Genomic DNA, 25,016 nt, shown 5'->3' with positions numbered 1-25,016 from the left:
AAAAGAATTAGGAAAAAGTATAAATGAATCTTAATTTCTTATTAACGTCACTAAAATATCACTTGCTAACATATTGTAATGAATGTATAGTATCATGTTGTACATTCATTATGACAAGAGAAAGGATCTTATTAAGGGTATGAAACTTGGTGCTCGCATTTTAAAAACGGGTATTGCCATCACATTAGCTTTATTTGCTTGTATTTTACTTCAATTACCGAGTCCGGTATTTGCGGGAATCTCAGCTATATTCGCTGTTCAACCGTCTGTATACCGCTCGTATTTAACTGCTCTTGAGCAAATTCAAGCAAACGTCATTGGCGCGGTATTCGCTATCGTATTTGCTACTGCTTTTGGACATAATCCTTTTATTATTGGATTAACATGTATATTAGTAATTGCGCTTACGTTACAATTACGATTAGAAAACACAATATCAATTGCTTTAGTAACAGTTATCGCCATTATGGAGTATCAAGGCGAAGATTTCTTCAGTTTTGCCTTACTTCGCTTTGCGACGATTATGATTGGAATTATTGCGGCTTCACTTGTAAATTTAGTGTTTATGCCGCCAAAATACGAAACAAAATTGTATCATCGTATCGTTGATAATACAGAAGAAATTGTAAAGTGGATTCGAATGAATAGCAGGCAAGCTTCTGATTTTACAACGCTAAAAACTGATATTGATCGTATGAAAGAAAAAATGATCAAACTAAACCATTACTATTTGCTGTATAAAGAAGAAAGAAGCTACACGAAAAAAGTACAGTTCGCTAAAATTCGTAAACTCGTTTTATTCAGACAAATGTTAGCGACGACAAGCCGTGCTTTAAGTACGCTAAAATCATTACATCGTACTGAAAATGAACTGCGCTATATGCCAGAAGAATTTCAGGAATCTATCCAAAACGAACTTGATTCATTAACGCATTATCATGAACAAGTGCTATTAAAATTTATTGGCAAAGCAAAAAAACAACAATCCGTTGAAATGCTTGATGAAGTTGAAACAGGTAAACAAGAATTAATTGATATCTTTATGGATTATCAAAACAAAGACGATGAGGAAGCGTATAAAACATGGCTACACCTCTTCCCTCTAATTTCTGCCATTATTAACTATAGTGAAGAAGTAGAGCATTTAGATTTACTTGTGGATAGCTTCTACACATACCATAAACCAGAAGCAGAACTCCAAATCGAAGATAAAAAAGAAGACGAATAAAGAAAACAGCTCCTTTTACGCTAAAGGAGCTGTTTCTGTTATATGTTGAAGTTGATATAAATTGTAATAAAACCCTCTTTTTTTCATTAACTCTTCATGAGAACCTGTTTCTTTAATTTCACCATCTTCAATATAAATAATCGTATCCACATGCGTAATCGTCGCCAATCGATGTGCGATTATGATCGTCGTTCGATCAGCAGCTAACGTCTGAAGCGCCTCTTGAATATACCGTTCATTTTCTAAATCTAAAGCGGATGTCGCTTCATCTAATATAAGTAACGATGGATTCTTTAGAAACACTCGTGCAATCGCTACACGTTGCCTTTGCCCACCAGATAACTTCACACCGCGTTCCCCAACGACCGTATCATAACCATCAGGTAACTCTATAATAAAATCATGAATTTGCGCAGCTTTGGCAGCTACAATCACTTCTTCCTCTGTAGCTTTCGGATTTCCATATAAAATATTTGCCCCGATTGTATCACTAAATAACAAATTATCTTGCAGTACAATTCCAATATGACTACGTAAATTTCTCATATCATACTTTCTAACATCTATCCCATCTACATACACTGCACCTGAAGAGACATCATAGAAACGCGGGATTAAACTAGCAAGAGATGACTTCCCTCCCCCACTTGCTCCTACAAGCGCTACCTTTTCTCCTGGCACCATAGTTAACGAAAGGTTATGTAATACCTCTCTTTCATCTGAATTGTAACGAAAAGATACATTATCAAATATCACTTCACCGTTTAATTTTTTCGTTTGTACCGCACTTGGCACATTCACAATATCGTATTTCTCATCTAACAATTCAAACACTCGATCCATCGATGCGAAAGACTGCGTTAATGTCGTAGAAGAATTAACAAGTCGGCGAAGCGGACTATACAAACTATCCATATATCCAACAAAGGCAACCATAGTCCCTAATGTTAATTGCCCTTGAATCACTTCGTACGCTGCAAAACCGATCACAAGTAACGGTCCTAAATCTGTTAACGTATTCACTGCCGAAAATGTTCTTGCCGTCCAACTCGTATGTGTTAATGCTTTCGTTAAAAATTCATTATTTCTTTTTTCAAACTGCTTACCCTCATACTCTTCTAATGCAAAGCTACGCGTCACTTGCATTCCTTGAATACGTTCATGTAAATAACCTTGCATCGTTGCTAAAGCTTGTGAACGCCCTTTCGTCAATTTCCGAAGACGTCCGAAAAAATATTTCACTGCCACTACATAAATAGGTAAAATTAATAACGCAACAAATGTTAATTTTACATTCATAGAAAACATAACAATAATAGCAATAGCAATTGTTGCCGTATCTAACCAAACATTCATCAAACCAGTAATTACAAAATCCTTCGTTTGTTCTACATCATGAATGACACGTGAAATAATCTCTCCTGTTTTTGTATTCGAATAATAGCGTAAACTCAACTTTTGCAAATGACCAAAAATATGTTTTCGCAAATCATATAGTATTGTGTTCGCGATACGCTGCGCGAAATATTGACGATAATATTCAATCGGCGGTCTTACTACTGCAAAAATAAAAAAGGCAATCCCAACAGCTGTTACTAATTGGGATGTTTTATCTTGAAGTGACCCTCCGCCTTGAATCACATCATCGATAATATATTTTAATAACCACGGCATAATAAGCGGGATGCCGAATTTTACGAGACCAATCATAATCGTAATAGCAATAAGCCATCGATATGGTTTAACAAATTGCAAATATCTTTTTATACCTTGCACATAATCCCCCCTCTAATAGGACAAACCTGCCGGGAAATCCCCTGCAGGTTTGTTTTAATTTCTGTACATTAAATATCTTTCATACCACATATCCACGAAATCAGGCGCGAACGGCCCTTTTCTCTGATGAATCCATTGTGTTAATTGTGCTACATTTCGTTTTAAAATAGTATCAATAACAGGTGGGTACTGCATAATTTGACTATGCTTTTCATACTCATCTTCATCTAAAAGCGTATATGTCATATCTGGATACACTTTAATATCTAAATCATAATCAATGTACTTCAATGCTTCAGAATCATATGCAAAAGGTGAGCCTAAATTACAATAATAATATACTCCCTCTTCCCTTAACATCCCAATCACATTAAACCAATAGTTTGCATGAAAATAACAAATTGCTGGTTCACGAGTAATCCATGTTCGGCCATCTGATTCTGTCACTACTGTACGATCATTTGCTCCGATCACAAGACTCTGTGTCCCTTTTAAAATTGTTGTCTCTTCCCACATTCTATGAATGGAGCCATTATGTTTATAACTATGTATTTGTACTCTTTCTCCTTCTTTGGGAAATCCCATATATGCTCCCTTCTTTCAACTGCAAATGCCCTTTGAACTGCATCCACTTTTTTTCTATTATAACTTTTTTGTCGAAATTTTAAAACTAAAGCGACAAGACTCTGTTTTTTCACACTGCATACCATATCTCTAAGCTTCTTAGGGGCTAGATCCTTCGCTACATTATTTAGACACGAGGAAGTGAGAATAGAAAAAGCCCTTCCTTATTTCTCTCTAAAGAAGGACCTTTCACCGAAAGGTAACAATATGTCTTATCCTAAATTCGAAATCATTTTTTCAGTTTCAAAAGATTGAATCACACTATTTGTTTGCTCTTCAAATTTCTCATGTAACAGTTTTAACGCTAATTCTGTTCTATATATTTCTTGGCGGATAAAATGTAATTCCTTTTTATCGCACGTATCCTTTTCGCTCATTTCAATTTGCTGATACTTCTCTAGATGAGCTTGTAACTTTAACAACTCATCCATCGTTTCCAATTGCTCTCCTACCAACTTATCAAAATCGTTCATTACTTACCCCCTTTTGGACTTATTTATCAGTTATTATTCCTCATTACATATTTCTAATCTTTAACTTCCTTCTCCTTTGACTACATTTGTTGACTTATTAGAAGTTATGTCGTTCACTTTTTTTCATTACCATGACCCAAACACAAAGAAAACACTTCTCCTGAGTTAGAGAAGTGTTTTTCTTTCATTACTGATTTGAACTAGAAGATTGTGATTGTTTTGCAGCTGATTTTGCATTTTGTTTTTGTACAGCATGCACATCTGTTTCAGTTGCAAATTCTGTACCATAACTAGCGTTTGCACTTTGTGCACCAGAAGCTTGCGCTTTCTTTGCTTCTGATTGTGCGTTTGCTTGTTTTACTGCTTGTACATTTGTTTCAGTCGCAAACTCTGTACCATAACTAGCATTTGTACTTTGAATGCTAGCGCCAGAAGTTGCCTTGTTATAACCTTGTTGTTTTTTACCCATCTTTCTCACCTCCACAATCAATAATGTAACCAATTCCTTTAGAAGCTATCCGTCATTTTCTTTTGAAAAAATTTTGTATATATCTCTCATCACCCATTCAAACTATAGAAAATGGAGGTGGAAATATGTATATAGGACGCGATATGACTGAACTAACGATGGTTTCAAAAAGTGAATGGCAAGAAGATGAATTGGCTTATTTTCATCATTCATTACAACAGATTCTGCCTTATTTAAATGCAGAAGGTCAAAGTATTTACAAAGAAATTGTAATAGAAATTGAAACAAGAGGCGGCTTACAAGAAGGTGAGGCTAGTTGGACTCATGGGACAAAAATTTCTTACGATTAAAAAAGTGTTCCCAATATAGGGAACACTTTTTTATTTATCCCGCTTTAATGGGCAGTAAGACCCCCACCTCAAAATGCAGCGAAAGCAAAGAATTTAGGTGGGGGTCGGGCTGCCCATTAAAGTCCGATTAGTGAGGGCTGATAATCAGTGTGGGATGAAGAAAACTCCCACTGATTAAAGTTTCACTTTATTGCATCGTAATTTTCTCAACGCAATTCTCATAAATTGTACGATGCGATTTCGAGAAAGGTAACTGCTCAAATGCTTCTTTCGATACAAATTTCAATGTATCTGTTTCAACAATATCACCGGTTACTTTTCCGTAAAATACAAATATGTCCCAAGTACGATGTGTAAACGTATGTTGCACATTCATTGCGTATTCTTCAATAGAAATCGAGAGCTCAAATTTTTCTTTCATATAATCTGTAAGCTGCTCTTTCTGGTTCCGAATCCCTTCGCCAAGTTCAGCATTTGGAAACTCCCACATGTTAGCTAATAACCCGGTACTTGGACGTTTATTAATGACGTAACGACCATCTTCCGTTTGAAGTACCCCTGCAACAATCGGTACCATTGTCGGAGCCTTCGCTTTACTTTTTACTGGTAACTCCTTTTGAACGCCTTCAGCATATCCTCGGCAATGCTCACGTACAGGACAAAGTAAGCAAGATGGATTTTTTGGAATACAAATTAGTGCACCTAATTCCATCAAACCTTGATTAAAATAAGATGGATTTTCAGCCGAAATAATTTCACGTACAATCTCTTCAAACACTTTTCTAGTTTTCGGTTTTGCAATGTCATCCCATACTGATAAAATACGGGATAATACACGCATAACATTTCCGTCAACTGCCGGCTCTGGTATACCATATGCGATACTTAAAATAGCACCTTTTGTATAGGGACCGACTCCTTTTAATTTTTCGATCTTCTTTACATCACTCGGTACAATCCCGCCGTATACTTCTTTTACTTCTTTTACGGCCGCATGTAAATTTCGTGCTCTAGAATAATACCCTAAACCTTCCCACGCTTTTAACACTTCTTCATCATCAGCGTTTGCCAAAGCTTCTAGAGTAGGAAACTTCCCCATAAAATTCGCGTAATATGGTTTTACAGCTTCTACCCTTGTTTGCTGCAACATAATTTCTGAAACCCAGACGCGGTATGGATCTTTATTTTTACGCCACGGTAAGTCGCGTTGCTCTTTTTCAAACCAACCAATTAAATCATTTTGAAACTGCTCTATGTTAAAATTATTTAATATTTCAAGTGTCAAACTTGATCCCCCTCATTTTTTTGCATATAAGTACTATTATAAAGATTTTAGGAAAAAATTTAAGTAAGATGACATAGGAAATAGAAGGCAAAGGACTTGAGGTATCGAATAAAAAGAGTTACATTAATAAAAAAACGGAGGTGTATTTCTATGGACACAGCCACTCACCTTGTTATGGGCGTTACTCTAGGCAGTTTGGCAACGTTAGATCCAGCCATAGCACAAAGTGATATTGGACCACAAGCAGTTATGCTTGCTACAATTGCCGGTTCCAATATTCCTGACATCGATACAGTTTTAAAATTGCGTAATAACGCTAAATATATAAGAAATCATCGCGGGATTACTCATTCCATTCCTGCAGTGATTCTTTGGTCATTCCTTATAAGTGGCATCTCTTTCGCCTTCTTTTTAGACGCCCCATATTTGCACCTACTACTTTGGTCATTTATTGCTGTCTTTCTTCATGTCTTTGTAGATATTTTTAATGCCTACGGTACACAGGCATTACGACCCTTCACAAAAAAATGGGTAGCACTCGGTATCATTAATACATTCGATACCGTCATTTTCTTTATTCATCTACTCGCTATTGCATGTATGCTCGTAGGTTCCCATAAAGGGTATACTGCCTTAGCAGCGTATATATTGATGATCGTTTACTATATCGGACGGATTATGATGCATAGAAACATACGTAGCGTCGTATATAAACGTTTCAATAACGTTGAGAAGATAATCATTTCCCCTTCTTACAGATTTTATCATTATCATTTAGCAATCGTTACAACTGATTATTACTACGTTGCTAGATGGCATCGTGGTAACATCATGGTCTATGATAAGTTCGACCGGGTACCATTCCCAGATAACGCTATTATGCGCGCAGCGAAACAAGATGAAAACATCTCAGCATTTCTATCTTTCTCCCCTGTGTATCGCTGGGACGTTTTCGATTATGATCATTATTACGAAGTTCGATTCATTGATTTGCGATATCGCAGTAAAGATTATTATCCATTCGTTGCAATCGTTCAACTCGATCATAATTTAAATATTATTAGTTCCTATACAGGATGGATTTTTAGTGAAGAAAAACTCCGAAAAAAGCTGGAGTTACTTCCACATTAAAAAAAGCGACTTAAGTCGCTTTTTTTAATGTTTCAAATGATCTTCTTGATTGATTAAATGGCTATATTTCGGATTATTTGTACGCATTTCATGAAGACGCGCTCCATGATTATTAATCCATGTTCTTACCACTTGTTCAGTCATTTCTTCTCCTTGATAACGACCTGACTTCGCATAAGTTGTTTGAAAATCTTCCCACAGTAATTCAACCCACGCACGGGCCTGCGCGTAAGAAAGATTGTCATTTTTGTCTAATAATTCTTTCGTTAATACTTCATACATATCATTCATGTTCTAATCTCCTTTTACCTAATTATCCCTTCATTTCTAAAGGATAGTTTCTTCTATTTTGCACATTCTATAATTGATACTTCTTAAAGAGGTATCAACTGATGATGAGGAGGGCGTTCGCAATGGGTAAACAAGCCGAATTTTGGTCTGAGTCAAAAAACAACAGCAAAATCGACGGTCAGCCGAAAGCGAAATCACGCTTCGCTTCGAAACGACCTAACGGCACAATTAACACGCACCCACAAGAACGTATGCGTGCTGCAAATCAGCAGGAAGAGTAGTACAAATTAAATTAACTTCCTACACGAGGTGATAAAGATGAGCTACCGTGATCGCTTAGATAGTCGTTCTGAATTATTTAACCATACGTGGACTCGTCCGAAACATGCGAAAGCGCAAGTTAACGGACAGACGCAACAAACCCAGTCTCTCATTATATTGGCGAATGAATGTAAAAAGCGCCAATTTTAGAATCTCCTATCTCCTGTAACGCCTACCAAAGATGAAAACCAGAGAGATATTCGCTCTCTGGTTTTCATTTTTCTTGCAATAAGGAAATCGGTATTCCAATCTCTTCATTATCATTTTGCTTATATCCCCAAGCAAATACCCCATTGAAATACGTAATTTTAAATAATATACCAGGTTCTTCTACCAATTCATATGTCTCACCAATATGGAATTTATTTATGTCAGTCATATAAGCGCGAGCCATTGCCATCTTTCTCATTAATACATCGAACTCATTTACAATTCCAAGCTGCTCAGCCTTTATCGCTTGCTCTTTCAAAAGGCCAATTTCTTCCCTTAGCTCATGTGGCGTCATTTCACTGTAGCGCTTTGGCATATTCATCTTATTCCCCTCATCCCTCTTCGCGTTTCATCTGCAAAAATATCTCTATCTCATCAATAGAGAATCCTTTGCGATATAACGCTTGTTTCATCTTATTTTCGAATGTCCATCCATCATACTTCTTATATTTCTCATAATATTTATTCCCATGATAGTGTAACGCTTCTTGTTGCTGTTCGTCATCTTTTTCGTCTTTCAATTCTTCCAAACAAATTTGAATCACATCTCTAGAATATCCTTTACGAACGAGCATTTCGTCTAACTTTAGCTTCATTTGTAAAAAGGAGTGCTTTTGATAAGACCTTTTCTTCTTTTCTATAAGAATTAAAGCATTCTCAATTTGCTTTTCCTTCGGATATTCTTGTAAACTATGCGTAATAATTAGATCCTGAACACCCTTATTTAACAACTCTCTTTTAATAACAGTGGGACCTTTTCGATTCACATTACTTTGCGTTCTCGTATATAAAACAGCGTACTCTTTATCATTAATATATCGGTCATGTAATAATTTCGAAACGACTTCAGAGATGATGGCCTGTCCCACTTCTTTTTTTCGTAAAAAATCTTCTATTTCTTGTTTCGTTCTCATTTGATAGGATAAATAGGAGACTGCTTGTAAATATGCTTTTTGTACCTCTTCATTGTACAAAATATTTCCTAACGCTATTTCATCAATTTCTAAGCCCTTTTGTAATCCGTGTTTTATTAAGATTACTTCATTCACACTAAACCCGTACTCTTCACCTTGACCTTTACCTTTATCAATATAAATATTAAACCGTTCTTTCGATCGTTTTTGCACTTCTATTTTTGTAATGACAGCCATACTCTCACCTCTCTATTATTTTAACATAGTCAAGGAACGTTTTTGCTTTTCAAGAATATATATAATGAGGAGGAAATAATTGTGAGAATCGCAATTTCTGGTGGTACCGGCTTTATCGGTAAATACCTTTCTACTTTTTTTATTCAAAAAGGATATAATGTTTACATTCTTACTCGAAACAAAACTATTGAAACTTCCCACCCTAACCTTCAATACGTACAATGGACACCAGATTTACAAACATTCCCCCTCTCTTCTATTGATGTAGTTATTAATCTAGCTGGAGAGTCTATTAATAGTAGATGGACAAAGAAACAAAAAGACTCCATTTTAAACAGTAGAATTCAAACAACAAAAGGACTCATTAAACAATTGCAAAAACTAAATACAAAACCAAACACATTTATTAACGCAAGTGCTATTGGCTACTATGGAACGTCTGAAACTGAGTCTTTTACAGAACAGCATGAGATTCCTGGAAATGACTTTTTAGCAAATACAGTATATTCATGGGAACAAGAAGCATCTAAAGCTCGTTCTCTCGGAATGCGAACAATCTACGCTAGACTCGGAGTTGTATTAGGCGCAGACGGAGGAGCTCTTCCCAAAATGCTACTCCCTTATCAATTCTATATCGGAGGTACAATTGGATCTGGAAACCAATGGTTATCATGGATTCATATAGACGATGTCGTTCACCTTATTGATTTCATCATACACAAAGAAGAAATTGATGGACCTTTTAACATTACAGCTCCCCTACCTATAAGAATGAAGGAATTTGGAGAAACCATTGCAACTATAATGAAAAAACCTCATTGGTTACCTGTCCCTTCATTTATGCTTCACGCTTTATTGGGTGAGATGAGTATACTTGTACTAGAAGGACAACACGTATTACCTAGTAAAGCAATTAAACATGGGTATCCATACACATTTCCGGCAATAGACCATGCATTACAAAATATACTTTCGCATACAATGTAGTACTTCTAAAACACAGTTTTACAGGGGCCCCTTTCAAAACTTTCATGTTCTAGAATCCGGAGCATTATTACACAAATAACCTTTCAGTTACTTTCCCTTAAATTCCATTAATATTGTAAAGTAACAGAAATGAGGTACCTATGAAAATATTGCTCAAACAAGCCATTGTCTACCCTATTACATCCCAAAAATTTCAAGGGGATGTACTCGTTATAGGAGAAAGAATTGCCGAGGTCAAACCTTCCATTCAACCTACACAAGATATGACAGTTATAGACGCTCGCGCTCTTCATCTTTTACCTGGATTTATTGATGTTCATACTCATCTTGGTCTCTATGATGAAGGTACTGGTTGGGCTGGCAATGATGCAAATGAAACATCTGAAGTTTCAACACCACATATCCGTTCTTTGGACGGAATCCACCCTTTTGATATTGCATTTCAAGATGCTGTACAAAACGGAATCACAACTGTTCACGTTATGCCAGGAAGTCAAAACATTATCGGTGGTACTACTTGTGTAATAAAAACAGCTGGAACTTGTATTGATCAAATGATTATCCAAGAACCTGCCGGCTTAAAGATTGCCTTTGGAGAAAATCCTAAAAAGGTCCATAGTAATGGAACAAAAGAATCCATTACACGTATGGGAATTATGGGATTACTTCGGGAATCATTCTATGAAGCACAGCACTACGGGCATGAAGCTGATTTTCGAATGCTGCCTATCTTAAAAGCATTACGCCGCGAAATACCTGTACGTATCCACGCTCACCGAGCAGATGATATTAGTTCAGCTCTACGCTTTGCAACAGAATTCAACCTCGATTTACGCATTGAACATTGTACAGAAGGACACTTTATTGTTGAAGAGCTTTCAAAACACAATTTGAAGGTTTCAGTTGGCCCCACTCTTACACGCCGCTCTAAAATCGAACTTAAAAACAAAACATGGGATACTTACCATATATTATCGAAAAATGGAGTGGAAGTTTCTATAACAACAGATCACCCTTATACACCAATTCAATATTTAAATATTTGTGCTGCTGTCGCAGTAAGAGAAGGATTAGACGAAAAAACTGCCCTAGAAGGAATCACTATATTTCCAGCACGAAATTTACGTTTAGAGGATAGAATTGGCAGCATTGAGGTTGGAAAAGACGCTGATCTCGTGTTATGGACTCATCATCCTTTCCATTATTTAGCCAAGCCTGTACTAACCATGATTGATGGAAAAATAATTTACAAAAAAAATAAAAAAAACTAGTTTATTTTTTTGACTAGATAAAGTATTATACGATTATAAACTGAATGAAACCATAATCAATTTGTGTCGTGATTATCATTTTCAAATTGATGAATGGGGAAGGCAAATGGTGCGCCACCAGCGTTAGAAACTGGTTCTAGTGGGTTCGATTCCCACCCCGAAATTTTTTAAAGATTGATATAAAAATTTCGAGGGTGGGGTGCTTTTTCGTCATGCTACCCTCGTGTGAGGAGGAGTTAGTATGTTGAAAAAACGCGACTTACACGACAGCCACGTTCTATACGAGTTAATGGTGGATCCAGCTGTCTTCCCTTTTGTGCGTCAAAAGGCTTATTCTTATGAGGAGTATTTATTTTTAACAAAACAAACGATTGAAGCTGAAGAGCGTGGGGAATTAATTTCACGCACAATTTTAGATGAATGGGGTAACCCTATCGGAACAATTACTTTATTTGATGTGCAAGAAAAAGCCGGATTTCTCGGAACATGGCTTGGCAAACCCTATCATGGAAAAGGCTATAATAAATTGGCGAAAGATTCATTTTTTAGCGAACTTTTCTATGAATTAGATATTGAAACAATTTTTATGCGTATCCGCAAAATAAATATTCGTTCTATTAAAGCTGCCGAAAAACTACAATATGTAAATCTAGCAAACGAAACAAGAAAAGCCGTTTATGATGAAATTAACGCAAATGAAGAAGTATATAACTTATATGAAATTCCAAAAGATCAATATACACTTGCTACAATGCGAGATACAACGTTCCAAGATGCTCACCAATTAAAAGAAGCATAATCTAAATTTTTAGAAAAAACAATTAACCATTAACATTTTGCCATATAAGTATATCGCCCCATGTCTTTGGAAACGATAGATAGTGACTTTAGGACACGAGGTGATTTGTAATGGATAAAAAGAAACGTGACAAAGCAAAAAACACATTATCTAGTACACAAGAGGTTCTCTACCAACGAGAATTTCGCAAAGCAGATCGCGCAGCGGGTTATCGCTCGAAAAGTATTTAAAGTGAGAATGAATAATTAGAAGTTTTCCCCCCTAATTATTCATTCTCATTACATATTTTTTCTACGTGATAGAATAGACAAAAAAGGTTCCTTATAAATGAGGAACTTTTTTTGTGTGGATAACGTTATCCACACAATATATAGAATTGTGCATAAATTCCGCAAACCCTTCACAAGTTTATATATTGTAACGCATAGTAAATGTTAGAATTGTGGATATTTTTTCTAAAAATTGTGGATAATGTGGATATAGTTGTTAATATTTCGACTTTACTGTTTAATGAAAGCGTAATCTTCATGTGGATAAGTTAATACTTTATCGTATAAAACAACAAAGAACCCTCTTTAAACATATAAAAGAGGGTTTCATATTAAGTAAATAATTGTGCAAGAGCAGGTGATTTAATAGGTATATGATTCGGTTCTACATGATTTTCTGCCAAAATTGTATCCACAATATGACCAGCTGGCTCCGGACGATAAATGCTTTTCATCGCTTCTTTCATTTGAAGAAGCTTCATATCATCTTGTAATAATGCCTCTGTCTTTGCAAAAACCTCACTATCCTCACGAATGACAACTGCAGCTCCTTTTCTTTCAAAGTACATCGCATTTTCATTTTCTTGTCCTGGAACAGGCTTATATAAAATGACAGGTACTTGCAATGCTGCCGCTTCACTTAACGTAATACCGCCTGGCTTCGTAATCATACAAGAAGTAACACGGAATAATTCATCAATATTTTCTACATAACCAAATACTTTTAATGCATCAGGATTCTTTTCCTGTAACCCTAATAAATCCTGTTTTAACGCTTCATTTTTCCCACAAACGACAACTACTTGTAAATCAGGTACTGACATAAAGGATTGGCATAGTTCTTTTACACTTCCTAATACCCCATGAGCACCTGCTACAATTAGTAAAATCTTTTTATTCTTACATAACTGATATTTATTATATATAATGTCTGGATTGATCTTTAGTTCAAAACTACTACGAATCGGAATTCCAGTTTCAACAATTTGCTCCGCAGGCACACCGATATCAACCATAACTTTTTTCACGTGATCAGTTGCTACAAAATAACGATCTACTTCCCGATGAATCCATATTTTGTGCACACAAAAATCCGTTAATACGTTATACACAGGAATTGAAATACCTGTTTGCTTTTTCAACTCTGGTACAGCTATGATCGGAAAAGTATTAATAACAATATCCGGTTTCTCTGCTTGTAAAAGTAATTTCAAACGTTTTCTTCCAAAGTTCGCATACCAAGATGCTATTTTTTTATCATAAATTTTTTCTACGCCGTAATAAAACAAGCGGTATAATTCTTTTCCTATTGTATAACTTTTCAAATATAAATATTTTGTAATATCGGTTATAACTGGATGTGATTCTCCGAACAAATCACATACAATTACATCTTCAATTCCTTTTTGGCGAAATGTTTGTTCTAATGTTTTCGCTACTTGCACATGACCATTACCGTAATGTGCAGTTAATATTAAAACCTTGGGGTTTTTTATCAAACAAATCCACTCCTAGCTTATTGTTTCTCCATATTGCATATACGACAATAGGAAAAACATTTTCCTTAAAAATTACATAAACAGATTCTAATACTTCTCTTTCAGCTATGTACCTGTCGTGGATATGCAAAGCATATAAGATTGACCCCTTAATCCTATCTGTGCTCATATCTTTACATTATACTTTCCTATAAGAGCTTTCGCAATAACTTACAAATGTTCTCTATTCCATGATACTCACTCTTTTACTTCTTAATTCTTTTTACTATTTTGATTTCCCTTTACAATTATGTAAATTTCTCCACTTATTCCTTACAAAAATATGGATATTCTATTTTCAGTATACTCTTTTCCATATACATACTCTAGGTTTTATTGTGAAGAAAGCAAAAAGCCTAACCCAATATTTGGATTAGACTGCTTGTAAAATATGTCTTGCTTGTTCTACATTTTTTTCAGTAGGTGGTTCTACATTCGCAAGTGGATACTTATGTCCAAGTGCCTCCCATTTATATACACCAAGCTTATGGTACGGTAGCACTTCGACTTTCTGAACATTAGACAGACTTTGAATAAAGCTAGATAATTTTTGTAGATCCTCTTCATTATCCGTAATACCAGGAACTAATACGTGTCGTACCCAAATCGGTTTATTTTTATCCGATAAATAACGAGCAAATTGTAAAATATGTTCATTTGGTTTTCCTGTTAATTTACGATGTTTCTTTGAATCAATATGTTTCAAATCCAATAAAACTAAATCTGTGTAATCCATTAAAATATCTAGCTTATTTTGGAATTCTGGTTCTTCAGAATAACAACCACCCGAAGAGTCAATTGTTGTATGAATTCCAGCTTTCTTACATTTCTTAAATAATTCAATTAAGAAATCTAGCTGTAATAATGGTTCACCACCACTAACTGTTATACCGCCTCCAGAAGCTTCAATAAACGGAAGGTAACATGTCACATCCTGCATTACTTCTTCAACTGTTATTTCGTTTCCTTTACCAATCTCCCACGTATCAGCATTATGACAATATTGACAACGTAATAAACACCCTTGTGTAAATATGACATAACGAATTCCTGGGCCATCGACAGTACCACAAGACTCTACAGAATGAATTCTTCCTTTTACCATGTTACTTCCTCCTTTATTGAAGCAGCCTCCCTCTGCTATTTATATAAAGCAGAGGGACACTTTTTCACTTACATACTTTCATGCATTGTGCGGTTAATTACATCGATTTGTTGTTCACGAGTTAATTTAATAAAGTTTACAGCGTAACCAGATACGCGAATTGTTAATTGTGGATATTTTTCAGGATGTTCCATTGCATCCATTAATGTTTCACGATTAAATACGTTAATATTTAAGTGATGACCTTCTTTTACTGCATAACCATCAAGCATTGATACTAAGTTACGTACTTGTACATCATCTTCTTTACCAAGTGCTTTTGGAATAATAGAGAATGTATTAGAAATACCATCTTGTGCATCTTCATATGGTAATTTAGCTACAGATAATAATGAAGCTAATGCACCTTTTGTATCACGGCCATGCATTGGGTTTGCACCTGGTGCAAATGGTTCTCCAGTACGGCGACCATCTGGAGTGTTACCAGTTTTCTTACCGTATACAACGTTAGATGTGATTGTTAAGATCGACATTGTATGAACAGAATTTCTGTATGTTTTATGTTTACGAAGTTTATTCATAAATGTTTTTACAAGATTTACAGCGATTTCATCTACACGATCATCATTGTTACCGTATTTAGGGAAATCTCCTTCGATTTCAAAGTCAACTGCAATTCCGTTTTCATCACGAATTGGTTTTACTTTTGCGTGTTTAATTGCACTTAAAGAGTCTGCTACTACAGATAGACCCGCGATACCTGTTGCCATTGTACGAAGAACATTTGTATCATGAAGTGCCATTTCAATACGTTCGTAGCTATATTTATCGTGCATGTAATGAATAACATTTAATGTGTTTAAGTATAGACCCGCTAACCATTCCATTGTCATATCAAACTTATGCATAACTTCTTCATAATCTAATACTTCAGAAGTAATTGGTGCGTACTCAGGACCAACTTGTGCTTTAGATTTTTCATCTTTACCACCGTTAATCGCATATAATAATGCTTTTGCTAAGTTTGCACGTGCGCCGAAGAACTGCATTTGTTTACCAATTCTCATTGCAGATACACAACAAGCAATTCCGTAATCATCGCCGTAGTCAGCACGCATAATGTCATCATTTTCATATTGAATTGCTGATGTTTTAATAGACATTTTCGCACAGTAGTTTTTAAAGTTCTGTGGTAATTGTTTAGACCAAAGAACTGTTAAGTTTGGCTCTGGAGCTGGTCCTAAATTATCTAATGTATGCAAGAAACGGAATGAGTTCTTTGTTACTAAAGGACGACCATCTAATGCCATACCACCGATAGACTCAGTTACCCAAGTTGGGTCACCAGAGAATAATTCATTATAATCAGGTGTTCTTGCAAATTTCACAAGACGTAATTTCATAATGAAGTGATCCACAATTTCTTGTACTTCTTCTTCTGTTAAAGTACCATTTGCTAAATCTCTTTCAATATAAATATCTAAGAATGTAGAAGTACGTCCAAGACTCATCGCAGCTCCGTTTTGCTCTTTAATTGCTGCAAGATATGCGAAGTATAACCATTGGAATGCTTCTTGTGTATTTGTTGCAGGCTTAGAAATATCAAAGCCATGAGAAGCAGCCATTTGTTTTAACTCTTGAAGGGCACGCATTTGCTCAGATAACTCTTCGCGTAAACGCATTGTATCTTCGCTCATTACACCGCCAGTTAAATTCAAATCAGCTTTTTTCACTTCAATTAAATGATCAATACCATATAATGCTACGCGTCGGTAGTCACCGATAATACGTCCACGTCCGTATGCATCTGGAAGACCAGTAATTACACCTGATCTACGAGCCGCTTTCATTTCTGGTGTGTATGCATCAAATACACCTTGATTATGCGTTTTTCTCCAATCTCTGAAAATACGACTAAGTTCTTTATCCATTTCGTATCCATAAGATTCACAAGCTTGTTCCGCCATACGAATACCACCATATGGCTGTAAAGAACGTTTAAATGGTTTTTCAGTTTGGAAACCGACTACTTTTTCAATATCTTTATTTAAATATCCTGGTTCATGTGATGTAATAGAAGAAACAATTTTTGTATCCATATCAAGAACGCCACCGTTTTCACGTTCTTTCGTTGTTAAATCCATTACTTGATCCCAAAGTTGTTTCGTTGCTTCAGTTGCTCCCGCTAAGAAAGATTCATCTCCTTCGAAAACGTTTACATTATTTAAAATGAAATCGCGAACATCAATCTCTGCTTTCCATTTTTCACCTTTAAAGTTTTCCCATGCGTTTTTAACATTTTCTAATACTTGAGTCATCCTAATCTCCTCCATTTTTGATTAGTACAGGACTAAGATTTTTTATATAACAGCTTACACACTTAGAATACTACTTTTTGGCGAAAGTGAACGAAATAGTTGTGACATGTTTGTGAAATATTGAGCAATCTACTATATGCATAGTGTTAACTTCACTTAAAAGTCTTTATAATTAACCCTTTCCTTAATTGTATTTTTTTGGTATCCTTATATACGAGTCCTATTTTGTAATATAAAAAACAATACCCATTGTAGAGCTGTAATACTCTTATCTCCTAATCTGTTATAGTTTTTATAACAGAACAAAAAAGTGTACATATGTTGTACACTTTTTTTGTTACTACTCTAAAACATCTCTTTTTCTATTCCCATCATAGAATCCACCACGACTACCTTCTAATACAATTAATTGCTCTAATCCTTCTATATGATCACCTATAATTCGCAAGACGGCTGGAGGGTGACCTATTTTTGCAAAATGTTCACTGGGACGAATGCGGTTCATCTTATCAACCTCTACACGACTTACACATGCAATCTCGAATCCCGACAGAATAGCTTTCACTTGAGCTACACAAGGTGAAAGTAAAGATCTATATCCGATTTCTTTCAAACACTTACGACTAAACGCATTCGGTACAGCGATAAGAGAGCCTACTCCTAGATCTTTTCTATCACAAGCTAAATTTAATGCATATTTAAATGCAGTTACAAGATGAAGCGGTACTCTTAAATCTAAATAATGATTTAGATCATTTAAGGCGACATCCATTCCATCTGCAATAGCTTTTGCGAAAGGATATAATTCCCTAGCTGGAATAACAAAGTCACCGTCTATAAATAATACAATTTCCCCTTTTGCAAAATAAGTTCCAAGTGAACGCCCCACATCATTTCCAAGTGCTTCTTTATATACAATTGTTGTTGCTCCCTTGTCTTTTGCAATCGTTGCTGTTTGATCAGACGAACCATTTACAACAACGATAATTTCAAAAGGTTCAATTTTGCGGAGCTCTTCTATAACGTTTCCAATTGTTTTCTCTTCATCTTGTACAGGAATAATGACCGATAATTGCTTTCCTTTATACAACTTAGATGTGACGCCCCATCCTTGATAAAAATCTTCGAAACTTAAAGTATGATAAACACACTCTCTTTTCCTATTTCCATCATAATACCCTCCGCGCTCATCACTGCCTGCTATTCGCTCCGCTACAGCTTCTATATGGTCACCTATCATCCGTTTTTCAGATTGAGAAAGACCCGTGCCATACGCAGCATGCTCGGTTGGCCGAAATTTATTTGGCGTAATAACATCTATTGCACAATGACGACTAATTCTCCATTTGCTTTGTGCTAAGCGTAAATGAGCTACAATAGGATTCACAAAACATTCATATCCAATGCTTTGAACAACTTCTTTCGTCAACGCATGAGGTACAGATAATAAAGAATCAATTTTTAACTCTTCACGCTCTAACATTGCATTTAATATTTGGCGCCATACTGTCACGGAGTGCGGTTTTTGTTTCTTTAAAAATAGTGCGTCCAAATTATTTAAAACGATGTCGGCCTGATCATGTAAAATTGGATTCAGGAATAATTGTAATTTTGAAGTTTGAATAGCAAAATCTCCATCTATAAATAGTAGTACATCACCTATCGCGTGTTTTGCGCCGACTGCACGTCCAACATCGTTCCCGAGTAGCTCTGTATACTCAATTACTTTACACCCTAAACGACTGGCAACCTCTTCTGTACCATCGTTACAACCGTTTGCTACTACAATAATCTCTACTGGATTTAATCCTTTTACCGATTGAATAACGTCTGAAATCGTATCCGCTTCATTACATACAGGTATAATAATTGATAGCGACTTAGCCATTGTTTTCTTCACGAAACCATTTAATAGTTTCTTTCAATCCTTGTTCCCACGTTACTATCGCTTCAAACTGCACAAGTTCTTTTAATTTCGTTACATCTGGTCTTCTATTTGGAATTTCTTCAAAGCCATGTGGATATACCTCTTCGAAAGGAACTTGGACAATCCTTGAAGAAGATTTCGTTAGCTTTTTAATTACTTCTGCTACTTGTTTTATACTCTTTTCATTCTCAGAACCTATATTAATAATCTCACCATTTACCTTCTCATCCATTGCCCGAATCGTTGCCTCTACGGCATCACTTACATACGTAAAGCAACGTGTCTGCTTTCCATCTCCATATACGAGAATGTCTTCTCCTTGCAGAGCCGCACTGATAAATCGTGGGATTACCCCTGCATACGGACCATCTTTCGCTCTTGGACCATAAATATTAAAATAACGAACAATCGTTACAGGTAAACCTTCTAAAGCGTATCCTAAACATAATGTTTCTTCTAATGTTTTACAAATTGCATAACTCCAACGTATTTTAGAAGTCGCCCCGTATAATCGATCCCCCTCTTCAGAGAAGGGTGGTTTTGCTTTACCATATACTTCTGAAGTAGACGCAAAGACTACTTTCTTCTTTTCTTTTAGCGCTGCTTGTAAAATGTTTCTCGTTCCATCAAAATTCGTTTCAATCAGCTCTATACTCTTTTCCATTGTCGTTTTCACACCTAAAATTGCTGCTAAATGAAACACTACATCATGTTGATTTACTAATTCATAAATTGAGCTTTTATCTAAAATGCTTATTGGAATAACCCGAATTTCTTTCATTAACTCATCATGATATTTATTTTTTCCTTTATAGAAGTTATCAACGATTGTGACCCCATAACCTCTTTTCACCAATTCTTCAGCTAAATGCGATCCAATGAATCCTGCTCCACCTGTAATTAAACATTTCTTACTCATACACTCACCTTCTTTACAATTCCACGTGTATCTATTACTCGCTTCATTCCTTTAAAAAGCTTCCAATCGATATTAGAGTGATCAGTTAAAATTAAAATACAACCGGCTTGTTTAATGACTTGTTCATCCAAAGAAACAGATTGGTACACCTTATCTCCAAATTTTGCAGAAGAAATATATGGATCATGATATTCTATCTCATATCCTTCTTGTATTAACAATTCAATAATTGGCAACGCTGGTGATTCTCTTAAGTCATTTACATCTTTCTTATACGCAATTCCTACAATTAAAACTGATGCAGGTGATTGCACCATGTCTTTTACTTTCCGAACTATTTTCTCTGGCATTTCTTCATTAATTACATGTGCCGCCTCAATTAATTGACTAATTGCTCCATTCTTTTTTATTCTCCATTGAAAATATAAAGGGTCTACTGGAATGCAGTGTCCCCCTATCCCTGGCCCTGGCCAATATGGGGTAAATCCAAACGGTTTTGTAGATGCAGCTTCAAGTGCCTCGTAAAAATCAATTCCTAAACTTTCACATAGTGTGTTTAACTCATTTACTAATGAAATATTGACTAGACGCTGAATATTTTCAAATAACTTACACATTTCCGCTACTTTCGGAGAACTAACTGGAACAACTACATCAAATATAGTGCTATATAACTCCTGTACTTTTTGTTTACACTTTTCTGTTTGTCCACTAATAACTTTTGGAATCGTTTGAACGGAATAGTGACTATTAGCCGGATCAATTCTCTCAGGGGAATATCCGATATAGAAATCTTCTCCTACCTTTTTTCCTGTTTGAGAAATAATCGGAATGATAACTTCCTCGAGCGTACCTGGATATGTGGAGCTTTCGAAAATGAAGGTTTGTCCTTTTTGAAGGTGTTGTTGTATATAATGCGAGGCTGAAATGAGGGCACTTAAGTCTGGTTCTCTTTTTTCATTAATTGGAGTCGGAACAGTGACAATAACATAATCACTATTTTGAAAATCAGCAATACCTTGATCCGGTGTATTTACTATTAATTTTTTTTTAGCCAATAAACTTTGTAACAATTTAGAAGAAACATCTGGAATATAACTTTCTCCTTTTATAATTGATTCTATTTTTCTAGTATCTTTATCTAATCCAATTACTGTATGTCCTCTCTCTGCAAAATGAACTGCTAAAGGAAGGCCAACATATCCTAATCCGATAATAGCAACTGTACTACTAACATTCATCTGTATTCTCTTCTTCCTTTCTCAATTGTTGAATTATATTTCTATCCCGCTCTCCATCTGTAAAACTCCCGCGTTCATCTGTGGATTGCAATAAATATGCAATTGCCTCAAGTTGGTCACCGAAAATACGGTCAAATGCTGGAATACGTCCATTTACAAATCCATGTTGCTCTGGACGTACACGATTTGTTTTTATAACATCTACAAACTCTACCGCTGTAATAGAGAATCCCTCCAAAATAGCTTTCATTTGAGCTAGTGGCGGAATGATAAGAGAATCATATCCTATTTTCTCTATTACCTTTTTATGCATAGCATGTGGTACTGCCGTTAATGAGTTATTCCATAAATCTGGTCGTTTCGCTACCAAATTCACAAAATATTTTCCCATGCTAATTGGATCTGCCGGATGAAACATATCTAATAAACACTGTAAATCATTTAATGCCACATCATGCCCATCTTCAATCGCATGTAAAAATGGAATTAATTTTTTTCCCGGAATAACAAAATCACCGTCGACAAATAAACAAATATCGGCCGTGGCATGCATAGCTCCTATCGCTCGGGCCACATTATGTCCGAGTGCTTCCTCAAATTCAATAACGATAACATGCTCTAACTTTGCTTGTTTAATTGTCTCCATATCAGCTCCATTCGCAACCACTATAATTTCATCTACTCCTGCTTTTTTTACTTCTTGTATAACAGATCTTATGGTCATTTTTTCTTCTGATACAGGGATAATAGCACTATATTTTGCTTTTTTCTTTTGTAATACAACTGGTTTATACTTTCCTACAAACTCTCTATCCCTAGTTCCTTCCGAAAAACCACCACGCTTACCATAGGTTTCGATTACGTATTGCAAAGCACGTAAATGATCTCCCATAATACGACTAGTCGCTTTCGGATAAGGCGAACCGGGAGATGTACCAGTATGAACAGGGCGCACTTTATTTGTATGAATAACATCGACCGAAGCCATATCGACAATATCTACTCCTCTAGACATCGCCATTGCTTGAAACAGTGCGGGATCGGCTAAATTCCACCAACCAAATTTCTGAATAACTTCTCTACTCATTGCATGTGGAATTGCGATTAAAGAACCAACAACAAGCTCTTTTTTATCCAAATAACGATTCAACATAAACTTTCCAACTGTCGTATAATGCGGCCTCATCTTTAAATAAACGGACCATGTTAAATTATTCACAACAATTTGGTGACCTTGCTGAATTCCTTTTATGAAACGTTGCAATTCTTTATTATCAATAACGATGTCACCGTCTAAAAATAAAACAATGTCACCCTTCGCTTCCCTTGCTCCAATCGCCCGTCCAACATCATTGCCAAGAGAATATTTATAATAAATTACTCGGCAATGGTGTTGTAACGCTATTTCTTTTGTCCCATCTGTCGATCCATTATCTACTACGATAATTTCATAAGGTTTCAATTTCTCTACTTCTACTAAAACTTGTGATACAGTACTTGCTTCATTATGCACTGGAATAACAACTGATACTCTCATACTTGTATCACGCTTACCCTTCCAAGCGAACATAAGAAATAATAGGGATACGTACAACTACATCTTCCGGTGGTCCATAAGAAGGAGAAGTACGAACACTTACTGCCCCGTCTGTCACAGATAACAGAATACCTGCAACAATTTCGACCGCTGTCACAACTTGCACTAACTCACCAACATGATTACGTAATTCATCAGTAAATAACATATATAAGTCTCCTTTCTTACGCCTCTTTAATTGATATAATACTTGTAAATGGTAATAAAACTTCCGTTCCTATTCCTTCTTGTAGTGTTAAGAAATCATCACCAACTGCTACAATCACACCCGTTAACTGTCCAACCGTTACAGTAATTTCTACGTTTTTACCCAAATACTGCTCTGCAATTTCTTTAAAAGGTGATGTATTACATTCTTTTAAAATGTTACAAATAATAGATTGAAATCTACTTGATTCAATAAATTCTTCCGTAGCTTGCTTAGAGTTTCTTTGAATAAACCTTGCAAAGTTTTGCGAAAATAACAGTCTTTCCACAGCAGGTAATAACTTATTATCTAAAAAATAATCCAATTGCCTATTAAACAATCTCGATAACTTTTTCCAATACTTACCGAACAGACACATACACTTCTCCTCCTATTATTTTTAAAGTATACAAAATACATCTATACATCTTAATGTATACAAAGCAGGCTTTTTTTGTGATAGGTAAGACATACATTTTTCAACGAAACAATATGTTCTAAACACAAAAAAAGATAGATGGTATCCCATCTATCTTTATATATATTTTAATTTTTAATTGTAATTATGGCAGAGATACTGTAATAAACCGCTCGTGGCAATTCTGCCTGTTCACTTATAGAAGCTGTAACAAGTGAACCACCGCTTGCTGAAAAATACTTAACAGCTTCTAACGGAATACCATCCTCTTTCACATCAATATGCGTTCCATCTCGCCAGTCTATTTTCTGCATTGTTGCTGAAAGGTCCCCAATCACTTTAGCATATTCTTTACCATCCAACCCTAAAAAAATCCATTCCCACTTTGTTAAACTTAGTACTTGTTTCAATTCTCCAATTTTCTTTCCCTCTACATCGGAAAAAATATAGAAATGGCGTACTCCCATCTTCTTTTGAACACGCAACAATCTTTCTCCCGAGTGATTATATAAATAAAATTGTTGCTTATGTAGTCCCTTAACAAAAAAAGAAAGTACAGCTTGCCATACACGTTGCATAACAAAATCATACTCTTCTTTTAAAAACCCTACTGCACTGCCATCTAACCCAAAGTATGTTATTACTTGAAATATCCCTACCTCTTTGCGAACAACAAATTTTCGTTGCTCTAATAATTCAGAAGCCTCTATATTATAAATTTCCTGCTTAAGCATTTTCGATCTTCTTTTTTCTATAAAGCTATATATTAATAATCCAAATGCTGGTAGTACAACACCTATTAATTTTAGATTTTCTTTCTCCGAAGTGAATAGCATCCCTTTTTTATATTCCATTACTAATCCAATTGCGACAATAATCCATACGATGACAGCTACAAAAAAAATGCGTTTCGCGTTACGTGCGTGATGCTTATGTATACCCATATCCCTCCCCCTTTTCCATTTATCCCGCTATTCGCCGGGCAGTAAGACCCCCACTTCAAAATTCAGCGAAAGCAAAGAAGTTAGGTGAGGGATGAAGAATACCCCCACTGATTAAAGTTTCACTTTATTTCATTATCTCATTGCACATACACGTCCTCAATAAAAAAAGACCATCCAAAAGGATAGT

The 25,016-nt window shown here is 35.6% G+C and carries 27 protein-coding genes; 9 read left to right on the top strand and 18 right to left on the bottom strand.

The window, feature by feature from the left end; all coding sequences use genetic code 11:
• Positions 1 to 139 precede the first annotated feature (139 nt).
• Positions 140 to 1,228 (top strand): aromatic acid exporter family protein, encoded by a 1,089-nt coding sequence (locus tag MHB74_RS02695; protein WP_061676753.1) that lies wholly within the window; start codon positions 140 to 142, stop codon positions 1,226 to 1,228.
• Positions 1,229 to 1,243: 15 nt separating this feature from the next.
• Here MHB74_RS02695 and MHB74_RS02690 read toward each other — a convergent pair whose 3' ends face one another.
• The 4 genes from MHB74_RS02690 to MHB74_RS02675 all read right to left on the bottom strand — a co-directional run bounded on the left by MHB74_RS02690 (position 1,244) and on the right by MHB74_RS02675 (position 4,570).
• The gene (locus MHB74_RS02690) at positions 1,244 to 3,004 is read right to left on the bottom strand and encodes an ABC transporter ATP-binding protein (RefSeq protein WP_061676752.1); all 1,761 of its coding nucleotides are present in this window, start codon (positions 3,002 to 3,004) and stop codon (positions 1,244 to 1,246) included.
• Between the two features lie 54 nt (positions 3,005 to 3,058).
• Positions 3,059 to 3,589 (bottom strand): nucleoside tri-diphosphate phosphatase, encoded by a 531-nt coding sequence (gene ntdP / locus MHB74_RS02685; protein ID WP_061676751.1) that lies wholly within the window; start codon positions 3,587 to 3,589, stop codon positions 3,059 to 3,061.
• Between the two features lie 251 nt (positions 3,590 to 3,840).
• Positions 3,841 to 4,101 carry a YgaB family protein gene (locus tag MHB74_RS02680; RefSeq protein WP_000997582.1) on the bottom strand — a complete coding sequence of 87 codons (261 nt, stop codon included), beginning with the start codon at positions 4,099 to 4,101 and terminating at the stop codon, positions 3,841 to 3,843.
• 187 nt (positions 4,102 to 4,288) lie between these two features.
• Positions 4,289 to 4,570, bottom strand: a complete 282-nt coding sequence (locus tag MHB74_RS02675; RefSeq protein ID WP_061676750.1) for a gamma-type small acid-soluble spore protein — start codon at positions 4,568 to 4,570, stop codon at positions 4,289 to 4,291.
• Positions 4,571 to 4,695: 125 nt separating this feature from the next.
• On the opposite strand from MHB74_RS02675, the gene MHB74_RS02670 reads away from it, so the two are divergent.
• On the top strand, positions 4,696 to 4,920 hold the full coding sequence (locus tag MHB74_RS02670) for a hypothetical protein (RefSeq protein WP_061676749.1): 225 nt from the start codon (positions 4,696 to 4,698) through the stop codon (positions 4,918 to 4,920).
• 187 nt (positions 4,921 to 5,107) lie between these two features.
• On the opposite strand, the gene mutY is transcribed toward MHB74_RS02670, so the two are convergent.
• The gene (mutY, locus tag MHB74_RS02665; protein WP_061676748.1) at positions 5,108 to 6,205 is read right to left on the bottom strand and encodes an A/G-specific adenine glycosylase; all 1,098 of its coding nucleotides are present in this window, start codon (positions 6,203 to 6,205) and stop codon (positions 5,108 to 5,110) included.
• Between the two features lie 150 nt (positions 6,206 to 6,355).
• Between mutY and MHB74_RS02660 the strand changes: the two genes are divergently transcribed.
• Positions 6,356 to 7,336, top strand: coding sequence for a metal-dependent hydrolase (locus MHB74_RS02660; protein ID WP_061676747.1), 981 nt, complete (start codon positions 6,356 to 6,358; stop codon positions 7,334 to 7,336).
• Between the two features lie 24 nt (positions 7,337 to 7,360).
• Here MHB74_RS02660 and MHB74_RS02655 read toward each other — a convergent pair whose 3' ends face one another.
• Complete coding sequence (locus MHB74_RS02655) at positions 7,361 to 7,627, bottom strand: YfhJ family protein (protein ID WP_061676746.1); 267 nt, start codon at positions 7,625 to 7,627, stop codon at positions 7,361 to 7,363.
• Between the two features lie 122 nt (positions 7,628 to 7,749).
• Between MHB74_RS02655 and MHB74_RS02650 the strand changes: the two genes are divergently transcribed.
• Both MHB74_RS02650 and MHB74_RS02645 read left to right on the top strand, forming a co-directional pair.
• A complete protein-coding gene (locus MHB74_RS02650; protein ID WP_000517891.1) occupies positions 7,750 to 7,908 on the top strand; it encodes a small, acid-soluble spore protein K in 159 nt (52 codons plus the stop codon).
• Positions 7,909 to 7,945: 37 nt separating this feature from the next.
• Positions 7,946 to 8,098, top strand: a complete 153-nt coding sequence (locus tag MHB74_RS02645; protein WP_000122093.1) for a YpzG family protein — start codon at positions 7,946 to 7,948, stop codon at positions 8,096 to 8,098.
• Positions 8,099 to 8,162: 64 nt separating this feature from the next.
• Here MHB74_RS02645 and MHB74_RS02640 read toward each other — a convergent pair whose 3' ends face one another.
• Both MHB74_RS02640 and recX read right to left on the bottom strand, forming a co-directional pair.
• Complete coding sequence (locus MHB74_RS02640) at positions 8,163 to 8,480, bottom strand: YfhH family protein (protein WP_061676745.1); 318 nt, start codon at positions 8,478 to 8,480, stop codon at positions 8,163 to 8,165.
• Between the two features lie 10 nt (positions 8,481 to 8,490).
• Positions 8,491 to 9,309 (bottom strand): recombination regulator RecX, encoded by an 819-nt coding sequence (recX, locus tag MHB74_RS02635; protein WP_061676744.1) that lies wholly within the window; start codon positions 9,307 to 9,309, stop codon positions 8,491 to 8,493.
• A gap of 81 nt (positions 9,310 to 9,390) precedes the next feature.
• Here recX and MHB74_RS02630 point away from each other — a divergent pair, with 81 nt between their 5' ends.
• The 4 genes from MHB74_RS02630 to MHB74_RS02615 all read left to right on the top strand — a co-directional run bounded on the left by MHB74_RS02630 (position 9,391) and on the right by MHB74_RS02615 (position 12,596).
• Positions 9,391 to 10,296 (top strand): TIGR01777 family oxidoreductase, encoded by a 906-nt coding sequence (locus tag MHB74_RS02630; protein ID WP_061676743.1) that lies wholly within the window; start codon positions 9,391 to 9,393, stop codon positions 10,294 to 10,296.
• A gap of 140 nt (positions 10,297 to 10,436) precedes the next feature.
• Complete coding sequence (locus MHB74_RS02625; protein WP_061676742.1) at positions 10,437 to 11,567, top strand: amidohydrolase; 1,131 nt, start codon at positions 10,437 to 10,439, stop codon at positions 11,565 to 11,567.
• A 241-nt stretch (positions 11,568 to 11,808) separates the two neighbouring features.
• Positions 11,809 to 12,366 carry a GNAT family N-acetyltransferase gene (locus MHB74_RS02620; RefSeq protein ID WP_000914737.1) on the top strand — a complete coding sequence of 186 codons (558 nt, stop codon included), beginning with the start codon at positions 11,809 to 11,811 and terminating at the stop codon, positions 12,364 to 12,366.
• Between the two features lie 110 nt (positions 12,367 to 12,476).
• The gene (locus tag MHB74_RS02615) at positions 12,477 to 12,596 is read left to right on the top strand and encodes a YfhE family protein (RefSeq protein ID WP_000358484.1); all 120 of its coding nucleotides are present in this window, start codon (positions 12,477 to 12,479) and stop codon (positions 12,594 to 12,596) included.
• A gap of 371 nt (positions 12,597 to 12,967) precedes the next feature.
• Here the strand turns inward: MHB74_RS02615 and MHB74_RS02610 are convergent, their stop codons facing one another.
• The 10 genes from MHB74_RS02610 to MHB74_RS02565 all read right to left on the bottom strand — a co-directional run bounded on the left by MHB74_RS02610 (position 12,968) and on the right by MHB74_RS02565 (position 24,829).
• Entirely contained in the window at positions 12,968 to 14,134 is a 1,167-nt protein-coding gene (locus tag MHB74_RS02610; RefSeq protein ID WP_061676741.1) for a diglucosyl diacylglycerol synthase, read from the bottom strand.
• Positions 14,135 to 14,546: 412 nt separating this feature from the next.
• Positions 14,547 to 15,278 carry a pyruvate formate-lyase-activating protein gene (gene pflA, locus MHB74_RS02605; protein ID WP_061676740.1) on the bottom strand — a complete coding sequence of 244 codons (732 nt, stop codon included), beginning with the start codon at positions 15,276 to 15,278 and terminating at the stop codon, positions 14,547 to 14,549.
• A gap of 68 nt (positions 15,279 to 15,346) precedes the next feature.
• The gene (gene pflB, locus MHB74_RS02600) at positions 15,347 to 17,596 is read right to left on the bottom strand and encodes a formate C-acetyltransferase (protein ID WP_061676739.1); all 2,250 of its coding nucleotides are present in this window, start codon (positions 17,594 to 17,596) and stop codon (positions 15,347 to 15,349) included.
• A gap of 340 nt (positions 17,597 to 17,936) precedes the next feature.
• Positions 17,937 to 19,484, bottom strand: a complete 1,548-nt coding sequence (locus tag MHB74_RS02595) for a glycosyltransferase family 2 protein (protein ID WP_061676738.1) — start codon at positions 19,482 to 19,484, stop codon at positions 17,937 to 17,939.
• On the bottom strand, positions 19,477 to 20,442 hold the full coding sequence (locus tag MHB74_RS02590) for an NAD-dependent epimerase/dehydratase family protein (RefSeq protein WP_061676737.1): 966 nt from the start codon (positions 20,440 to 20,442) through the stop codon (positions 19,477 to 19,479). The genes MHB74_RS02595 and MHB74_RS02590 overlap by 8 nt, the downstream gene beginning before the upstream one ends.
• Entirely contained in the window at positions 20,439 to 21,683 is a 1,245-nt protein-coding gene (locus MHB74_RS02585; protein WP_061676736.1) for a nucleotide sugar dehydrogenase, read from the bottom strand. Before MHB74_RS02585 ends, MHB74_RS02590 begins: the two co-directional genes overlap by 4 nt.
• Positions 21,673 to 23,253, bottom strand: a complete 1,581-nt coding sequence (locus MHB74_RS02580; protein ID WP_179885526.1) for a glycosyltransferase family 2 protein — start codon at positions 23,251 to 23,253, stop codon at positions 21,673 to 21,675. Before MHB74_RS02580 ends, MHB74_RS02585 begins: the two co-directional genes overlap by 11 nt.
• Complete coding sequence (locus MHB74_RS02575) at positions 23,234 to 23,428, bottom strand: hypothetical protein (RefSeq protein WP_002166988.1); 195 nt, start codon at positions 23,426 to 23,428, stop codon at positions 23,234 to 23,236. The genes MHB74_RS02580 and MHB74_RS02575 overlap by 20 nt, the downstream gene beginning before the upstream one ends.
• 16 nt (positions 23,429 to 23,444) lie before the next feature.
• Complete coding sequence (locus tag MHB74_RS02570; protein WP_000335520.1) at positions 23,445 to 23,846, bottom strand: hypothetical protein; 402 nt, start codon at positions 23,844 to 23,846, stop codon at positions 23,445 to 23,447.
• A 167-nt stretch (positions 23,847 to 24,013) separates the two neighbouring features.
• A complete protein-coding gene (locus tag MHB74_RS02565) occupies positions 24,014 to 24,829 on the bottom strand; it encodes a hypothetical protein (RefSeq protein WP_061676735.1) in 816 nt (271 codons plus the stop codon).
• Between the last annotated feature and the right edge of the window lie 187 nt (positions 24,830 to 25,016).

The sequence above is a fragment of the Bacillus sp. FSL K6-0069 genome, from assembly GCF_038007785.1.
GTDB lineage: Bacteria > Bacillota > Bacilli > Bacillales > Bacillaceae_G > Bacillus_A > Bacillus_A mobilis.
The sequence above is the reverse complement of the archived record's forward strand: the minus strand, read 5'-3'. Positions and strand labels throughout refer to the sequence as shown.